General features: G+C 48.2%; 7 protein-coding genes and 1 pseudogene. 6 read left to right on the top strand and 2 right to left on the bottom strand.

What is annotated here, in order from left to right:
- From VN105_RS04695 to VN105_RS04670, 6 genes are all read left to right on the top strand, one after another.
- Window positions 1–886 (top strand): AraC family transcriptional regulator (locus tag VN105_RS04695; protein WP_325638423.1); only part of this gene is annotated, 886 nt, incomplete at its 5' end.
- A 15-nt stretch (window positions 887–901) separates the two neighbouring features.
- Window positions 902–1,363, top strand: coding sequence for a DUF983 domain-containing protein (locus VN105_RS04690; RefSeq protein WP_325638421.1), 462 nt, complete (start codon window positions 902–904; stop codon window positions 1,361–1,363).
- A gap of 421 nt (window positions 1,364–1,784) precedes the next feature.
- Entirely contained in the window at window positions 1,785–3,089 is a 1,305-nt protein-coding gene (locus VN105_RS04685) for a TolC family protein (RefSeq protein ID WP_325638419.1), read from the top strand.
- Window positions 3,090–3,102: 13 nt separating this feature from the next.
- Window positions 3,103–4,335: an efflux RND transporter periplasmic adaptor subunit gene (locus VN105_RS04680; protein WP_325638417.1), complete on the top strand. Its 1,233-nt coding sequence runs from the start codon at window positions 3,103–3,105 to the stop codon at window positions 4,333–4,335.
- Window positions 4,332–5,081 (top strand): ABC transporter ATP-binding protein, encoded by a 750-nt coding sequence (locus VN105_RS04675; RefSeq protein WP_325638415.1) that lies wholly within the window; start codon window positions 4,332–4,334, stop codon window positions 5,079–5,081. Before VN105_RS04680 ends, VN105_RS04675 begins: the two co-directional genes overlap by 4 nt.
- A gap of 12 nt (window positions 5,082–5,093) precedes the next feature.
- Window positions 5,094–6,314, top strand: a complete 1,221-nt coding sequence (locus VN105_RS04670) for an ABC transporter permease (protein WP_325638413.1) — start codon at window positions 5,094–5,096, stop codon at window positions 6,312–6,314.
- Window positions 6,315–6,318: 4 nt separating this feature from the next.
- On the opposite strand, the gene VN105_RS04665 is transcribed toward VN105_RS04670, so the two are convergent.
- Both VN105_RS04665 and VN105_RS04660 read right to left on the bottom strand, forming a co-directional pair.
- Window positions 6,319–6,645, bottom strand: coding sequence for a hypothetical protein (locus VN105_RS04665; RefSeq protein WP_325638411.1), 327 nt, complete (start codon window positions 6,643–6,645; stop codon window positions 6,319–6,321).
- Between the two features lie 79 nt (window positions 6,646–6,724).
- Window positions 6,725–7,000, bottom strand: a pseudogene (locus VN105_RS04660) (hypothetical protein); the annotation flags it as partial.

Below are 7,000 nucleotides of genomic sequence, written 5' to 3'. Positions count from 1 at the left end.
TCGCATCATGTCAAAGGCGCTTATTCCAACATACGATATCTGTTCCCTGGCGATGGGAAAACCGGCATCGGAAGATATTTTGGTAGCCAGGTTTTCTGATTACCTGGCGGCTCACCGGGACATTCACTTCCCTCACCGGCATTCGTTTTATCACCTGGCGTTTTTTACTGCGGGAGGCGGAAGTCATACCATCGATTTTGAAAAGTTTCCTGTTAAACCAGGACAATTATACTTTATGATACCCGGGCAGGTACACAGCTGGTTTTTTTCCGGCGGGATAGAAGGTTACGTGATGAATGTATCTGCCGGGTTTTTTAATGCGTTCCTGCAGGACGCAGATTACGTGGAACGGTTTCCTTTTTTCAGCGGGGTGAGCGCAGAGGGAGTGGTACAACTTCCCAAAGCCGCCGTCCCGGCGGTTACAGCACAGTTTGAAGCGATGCTTAAAGAAATAAAAGGGGAACAGCCTTACAGCCAGGATATGCTGCGGCTGCATGTGCTGGGAATGTTTATAGAGGTGAGCCGCGCCAGCAGGCAGGGCGCCGCAAAGCAGGAGCCGCCTCACAACTTCGTATTATTGCGCAACTTCCGCAAACTGGTAGAACAACACTATATGCAGCTGCGGTTGCCAAAAGAATATGCTTCCCTGTTGTATGTAACACCTAATTACCTCAATGCTTTTTGCCGGCATATGCTGGGAAAATCGGCCGGGGAAATTATCCGCGACCGCGTACTGCTGGAAGCGAAGCGGCTATTGATCAATGCAGATATGAGTATAGCCACCATTGCCTACCAGCTCAGTTTTGCAGACAATTCTTACTTCACCAAGTTTTTTAAAAAATACGCAGGAACAACACCGGAGGAGTTCCGGAAGCATATCTCCTGATAAATCTTTCATTTTATGTGTGCAGATAAAAATAATGTAAAACCCAGCCTGCTGAAAAGCCTGCTGGGGAACAGGTGCGCCCGTTGCAGACGGGGTTCTATCTATACCACCAAAAATCCCTACGACCTGAAAAACTGCCTAAAGATGCCCGACACATGCCCGGTATGCGGCCAGCCCGTGGAAGTAGAGGTAGGGTTTTACTACGGCACCGGCTATGTTAGTTATGCGCTGTCACTGGCAGTATGCGTGGCCAGTCTTATCGCCTGGTGGCTGCTCATCGGCTTCTCCATTTATGATAACCGGATCTTCTGGTGGCTGGGAGCGAACGCCCTGCTGCTGGTAATATTACAGCCCCTGCTGATGCGATGGTCCCGTACCATCTGGATGGCCTTTTTTGTATACTACGACGAGAACTGGCAGCAGGGCCCGCCACAGGGCACCGGCAGGTCGAACGCTACTTTTAAAAATGCTATATAAGGCGCTGAAAGAACAGGACTAAGCAACCAATAGAACGGAGATGGTAATTTACGGATCTATGGAGAGAACAAACGGACGACTTATCCGTTATTATCTTTCTGTAGATCCGTTTTTCGTTGTTACAAACGGCGAATGGAATCCATCGGATAAGAGGACGTTAACAATAATTAACAGTACTTAACGCAAGCCGGGGTATCCATGTGCAAATCGCATACAGCCGCGGATAAACACAGAAAATATAACTCTTACAAGGGAACGAAAAAAGAAGAACAGGGGGCGCCGCTGATGTTGGAAGATGAATAATTGAGTATATTGTATTAGCATTTGGCCCCTTATTCCAGTTGTAGCCTTTACTAACATCAATGATTATACGATGATGTTTTTCAGACAGCCCGGAAGATTAGTATTCCTTTTCATTTTTTTGTTGTCAGTAAAGTCCCGGCTCTACGCCCAGGACAGCACTTTGCAGGATCTTCCTGCACAATGGACGCTGCAGCAATGCTTCGATTATGCGCTGAAAAACAATATCCAGCTGAACAGCCTTCGACTGAGCAGGATGAGCAGTGAACAGGACCTGCTGCTGTCGCGCGCAGCAAAGCTGCCTAACCTTACCGGTACCGCTTCACAGGATCTTAATGGTGGTAAATCAATCACTGCGGCCGGCAACTCCTCTTACCGGGTAAATACCACCGGTAATTACGGCGTTAACTCAAATGTTACCCTTTTCCAGGGCGGATATCTTAATAACGATATTAAACAAAAGAACCTGCTTACGCAGATGGCCAGCCTGAACATTGCCACACAAATCAATGATATCACCGTGTTGATCACCCAGGCTTACCTGAACATTTTACTGGCAAAAGAAAATATTGTATATGTGCAGGACGTGGTAGCCACTTCAGAAGCGCAGGTAAAGCAGGGGCAGCAGCAATATGATGTGGGCAGTATGGCATTAATAGGATTAGTGCAGTTACAGGCGCAGCTGGCCAACGACCGCTACACGCTGGTGAATGCCGAAAATCAGCACCGCCAGAACAAGCTGGTACTGAAACAACTGTTGCAGCTGCCCAGCAGTTACAATTTTGAAATACAGGAACCCGATACATTGATCAGCAATGATCGCTTGTATGCCTTGCAGGAAGCGCAGGATTCCGCACTGGCCAACAGGCCGGAAATTAAAAGCAGTGAACTGGGTATAGAAGTGTCCGGCCTCGACCTGGCAAAGGCAAAGGCCGGGTACCTGCCTACGCTTACTGCCGGGGGCGCATTGGGATCTTCTTACGTTAGCGGGGGCGCCGGCAGTACTTATTTTAAGCAGATGGATGATAATTTTTACCAGCAGATAGGAATTACTTTGTCTGTTCCCATTTTCACCCGGCGGGTCGTGAAAACCAATGTGGAAAAAGCAAAAATAGAAGTAGATCAGTCCAAACTGAACCTGAAGGATACAAAAACCAATCTTACACAAACTATCGAACAGGCTTACATCAATGTGCTCAATGCACAATCGCAGTACGATGCTGCGGTGGAGCAACTGAAGTATTCGCAGGAAGGCTACAGAATTGCCAGTGAGCAACTGAAAGTAGGAGCCGCCAATGTGGTGGTTTTTCTTCAGCAGAAGAATTTATATATACAGGCACTACAATCTTATATACAGGCAAAATACAATGCTGCCCTGAACATCAGGATATATGACTTTTACAGGGGCGTACCGGTAAAACTATAAATGTAAATGAGGTATGAGAAAATATAAAGGTGTTATCGTAACGGTGGTGATCGTACTGCTGCTGGCGGCGATCTGGTTTTTCTTCATCCGGAAGAAAAAAGAACCGGTAAGGTTTGATATCGCCAAACCGGAGTATGGACACATCGCCACTACTGTAACGGCCACCGGTACTATACAGCCGGTAGATACCGTTGCCGTTGGTACGCAGGTGTCAGGCTCCATCAAATACCTGTATGTAGATTTTAACACGAAGGTGAAAAAAGGGCAGTTGCTGGCGGAGCTGGACAAGGATCTTTTCCAGGCACAGGTAGATCAGCTGCGGGCTAACGTACAGGTGGCGCAAACCAACCTGGAATACCAGAAAAATAATTTCCAGCGGCAGGAACTGTTGTATAAAACAGGCGCTATCAGCAAGGCCGACTATGATATTGCTTACAATCAGATTGGGCAGGCCAAAGCAAATGTAGCCGCCGTGACAGCCCAGCTAAATTCAGCGTTGAAGAACTTCTCATTTACAGAAATACATTCACCCATTGATGGTGTGGTGCTGAACAGGAATGTAAGCATAGGACAAACAGTGGCCGCCAGCTTTAATACACCTACCTTGTTTGTGATCGCAAAAGATATTACCAAGATGCAGGTAGAAGCCAGCGTGGATGAAGCTGATATTGGAAATGTAAAGGATTCACTTCGTGTAACCTTTACCGTAGATGCCTACCTGGAGGATGTGTTTTCCGGCCGGGTCCAGGAAATCAGGCTGCAGCCTTCCGTTTCTTCGAATGTGGTTACCTATAACACCATTATCAATGCCCCCAATGATAACATGAAGCTGAAGCCGGGGATGACCGCTAATGTTACTATTTATACAGCAGAAAAAGATACGGCATTGCTACTGCCGGTTAAGGCGCTGAAGTTTATTCCTGATTCTGTGCAGCTGAAAGATTATGTAATACAAAGCGCCGTGAGAAGAACCCGTGGTGCCGCCCAAACAAAGGATACAACAGGCGGTAAATTCAAAAGCACCACCCGTATTGGTTCCTCCAATTATGTATGGCTGCTGCGTGGCGATACATTGGTGCAGCGTCATATCAGAACAGGACTGAACGACAACACCCATATTGAAGTGCTTTCGGGGTTAAATGAAAATGATGTGGTGATAACAGGCATCAGTGCGGGCGGCGCTGTGGCAGGAGCAGGCGGCACCGGCAGTCCGTTTTTACCAAAAATGGGAGGGCGTAGACGATGAGCAACGGCAAAATATTGGAACTGCAGCAAATCAAGCGTGAATTTGTGATGGGCACGGAAACAGTACGCGCACTGAAAGGGGTGTCTTTTGATGTATTTTCCGGCGAGTTCGTGACTATTATGGGAAGCAGCGGTTCGGGGAAAACCACGCTGCTTAATATTCTTGGTTGCCTCGATAAGCCTACCTCAGGCAGTTACCTGCTGGATGGGGTAAATGTAAGCAACCTGTCGAGGAATGAGCTGGCCCGTTTACGGAACCATAAAATTGGATTTGTGTTCCAGGCATATAACCTGTTACCCCGTACCTCTGCGTTGGAAAATGTGGAGTTGCCGTTGTTTTATAACCCGGAACTATCCGTGCAGGAGCGGCGAAGCAGGGCCATGAACGCGTTGGAGGCGGTGAGGCTGGCAGATAGGGAAGATCATACACCCAGCCAGCTTTCCGGGGGGCAGCAACAAAGGGTGGCCATTGCAAGGGCGCTGGTAAACCAGCCGGTAATGATCCTGGCAGATGAAGCTACCGGTAACCTGGATACCCGTACTTCCTATGAAATTATGGCCCTGATGCAGGACCTGAACCAGGAAGGAAAAACAATCGTGTTTGTTACGCACGAACCGGATATAGCCGCCTTCAGCAGCAGAACAGTGATGCTGCGGGACGGAAAAGTGGTGAAGGATAGTAAAAATGAGAACGTACGCTCGGCAAAGGAAGCGCTGGCAGCGTTGCCTCCGGCCGAAGACTACTAATTAACCGAAAGCATGAGTGCAGTCAATCTCATAATGATAGCGTTAAAGGCATTGCAACGCAATAAGTTGCGGGCATTCCTGACCATGTTGGGCATCATCATTGGTGTGGCCGCTGTTATTGCGATGGTGGCCATAGGGCAGGGCTCCAAGGAAAGCATCCAGACGCAGCTGAGCAGCATGGGATCCAATATGATCACCATTTTGCCCAGCAGTAATGTGGCCGGTGGTGTGCGGATCGGAGGAGAAAGCTTCCAGTCGCTCACCATTGCAGATGTACTGGCTATACAAAAAAATGCGGAGTATGTAAGCGCGGTATCGCCGGTAGCATCCACCAAAGGACAGGCTATTTACGGGGCGTTGAACTGGCCCACTTCCCTGCAGGGAGTAGCGCCTTCTTACTTCGATATACGAAAGCTTACTATAAATGAAGGCATCAGTTTTTCGGATGCCGATGTGGCTACAGCCGCCAAAGTATGCGTATTGGGGCAAACCGTGATCAATAACCTGTTTCCAAGCGGGGAAAGCCCGGTGGGAAAGGTGATCCGCCTTGGATCCATCCCGCTGCAGGTGATAGGCACGCTGGCGCCAAAAGGACAAAGCTCTTTCGGGCAGGACCAGGACGATATTATCCTTACGCCCTATACCACGGTGCAGAAGCGTATCCTGGCTACTATTTATTTCCAGAGTATTTATGCGTCCGCTATAAGTGAAGGCGCTTCAGACCAGGCCACCAATGAAATTATAGATATCCTCAGGGCAACGCATCGTTTGCGGCCCACCGATGAGAATAATTTCCAGGTGAGAACCATGGAGGAACTGATAAAAACACTGAGTTCCACCACCAGCCTGCTCACTATCCTCTTAACGGCTATTGCCGGTATTTCGCTGGTGATTGGCGGTATCGGTATTATGAATATCATGTATGTTTCTGTTACAGAACGTACCAGGGAAATAGGGTTACGCATGTCTATCGGTGCACGGGGTATCGACATTTTACTGCAGTTCCTGGTGGAGGCCATTATCATCAGTGTTACCGGTGGCCTCATAGGAGTGGTGCTGGGAATTACATCTGCCAAAGTAATTACCCTTACGCTGGGATGGCCTACCCTGGTGTCGGAGTCTTCTATTGTGCTCTCTTTTGTGGTGTGCGCCTTTACGGGGGTGTTCTTTGGCTATTATCCTGCGCAGTCGGCGTCCAGGCTGGATCCTATTGAGGCATTGCGTTACGAATAGCTGTTTATGCGTTGCAATCGTAAGGAGTGGCAATGCCTTCGTTGATCCATTTTATAAAAGCGCTTTCCTTTTCAAATTGCAGCAGGTTTAGCTGCTGCCCGGTAATATCTTCCAGTGAAAATCCGTCGGCATGTGTTTCCACCGCCTGGCGGGTAGCTATTTCCTGTTCGGTGCTGTAATGGCCGAGAAGTTTTTTAAGCTCAAAAACAACGCTGTCGGAGGTATCGTTCGCATGGATCACCGCTACTACGAATTGATACTCGCCGAATTGCTGTAATGCCGCAATGTTTTTGGTATTAACCTTATAACAGGTGCCTGGTTTCAGTTGCATAAGCGGATGTTTATAAAATTTACAGGCAGCAAAAAGCCGGTAGGTTTCCCTGGCCGGCTTACTTTATGGCAGTGTAGATCTAGTCTTTCTTCTTATCATGTATCTGCGACTTCTTCAGGTATACCTTCTTGCCTTTTTCGTCTACAATATATTTCCTGTCTTTTTTATCGATGTAAACGGTCTCTCCGCCTGGTCCTTCCTTGCCTTTATAAATTTTGTCCGTAACGGCGGAGGCCCCTTTAACGGCAATGGAAGCGGTTTTATGTCCTACTTTTTTGGCGGTACTGTCTATTCCCTGTGCAAAAGTGTGCTGGCCTGCCAGTGTTATTGCAACACCAACTGCCGCAGCTATCAG

The sequence above is a fragment of the Chitinophaga sp. genome, assembly GCF_035564935.1.
In the GTDB taxonomy this organism is placed as follows: Bacteria; Bacteroidota; Bacteroidia; order Chitinophagales; family Chitinophagaceae; genus Chitinophaga.
The sequence above is the reverse complement of the archived record's forward strand: the minus strand, read 5'-3'. Positions and strand labels throughout refer to the sequence as shown.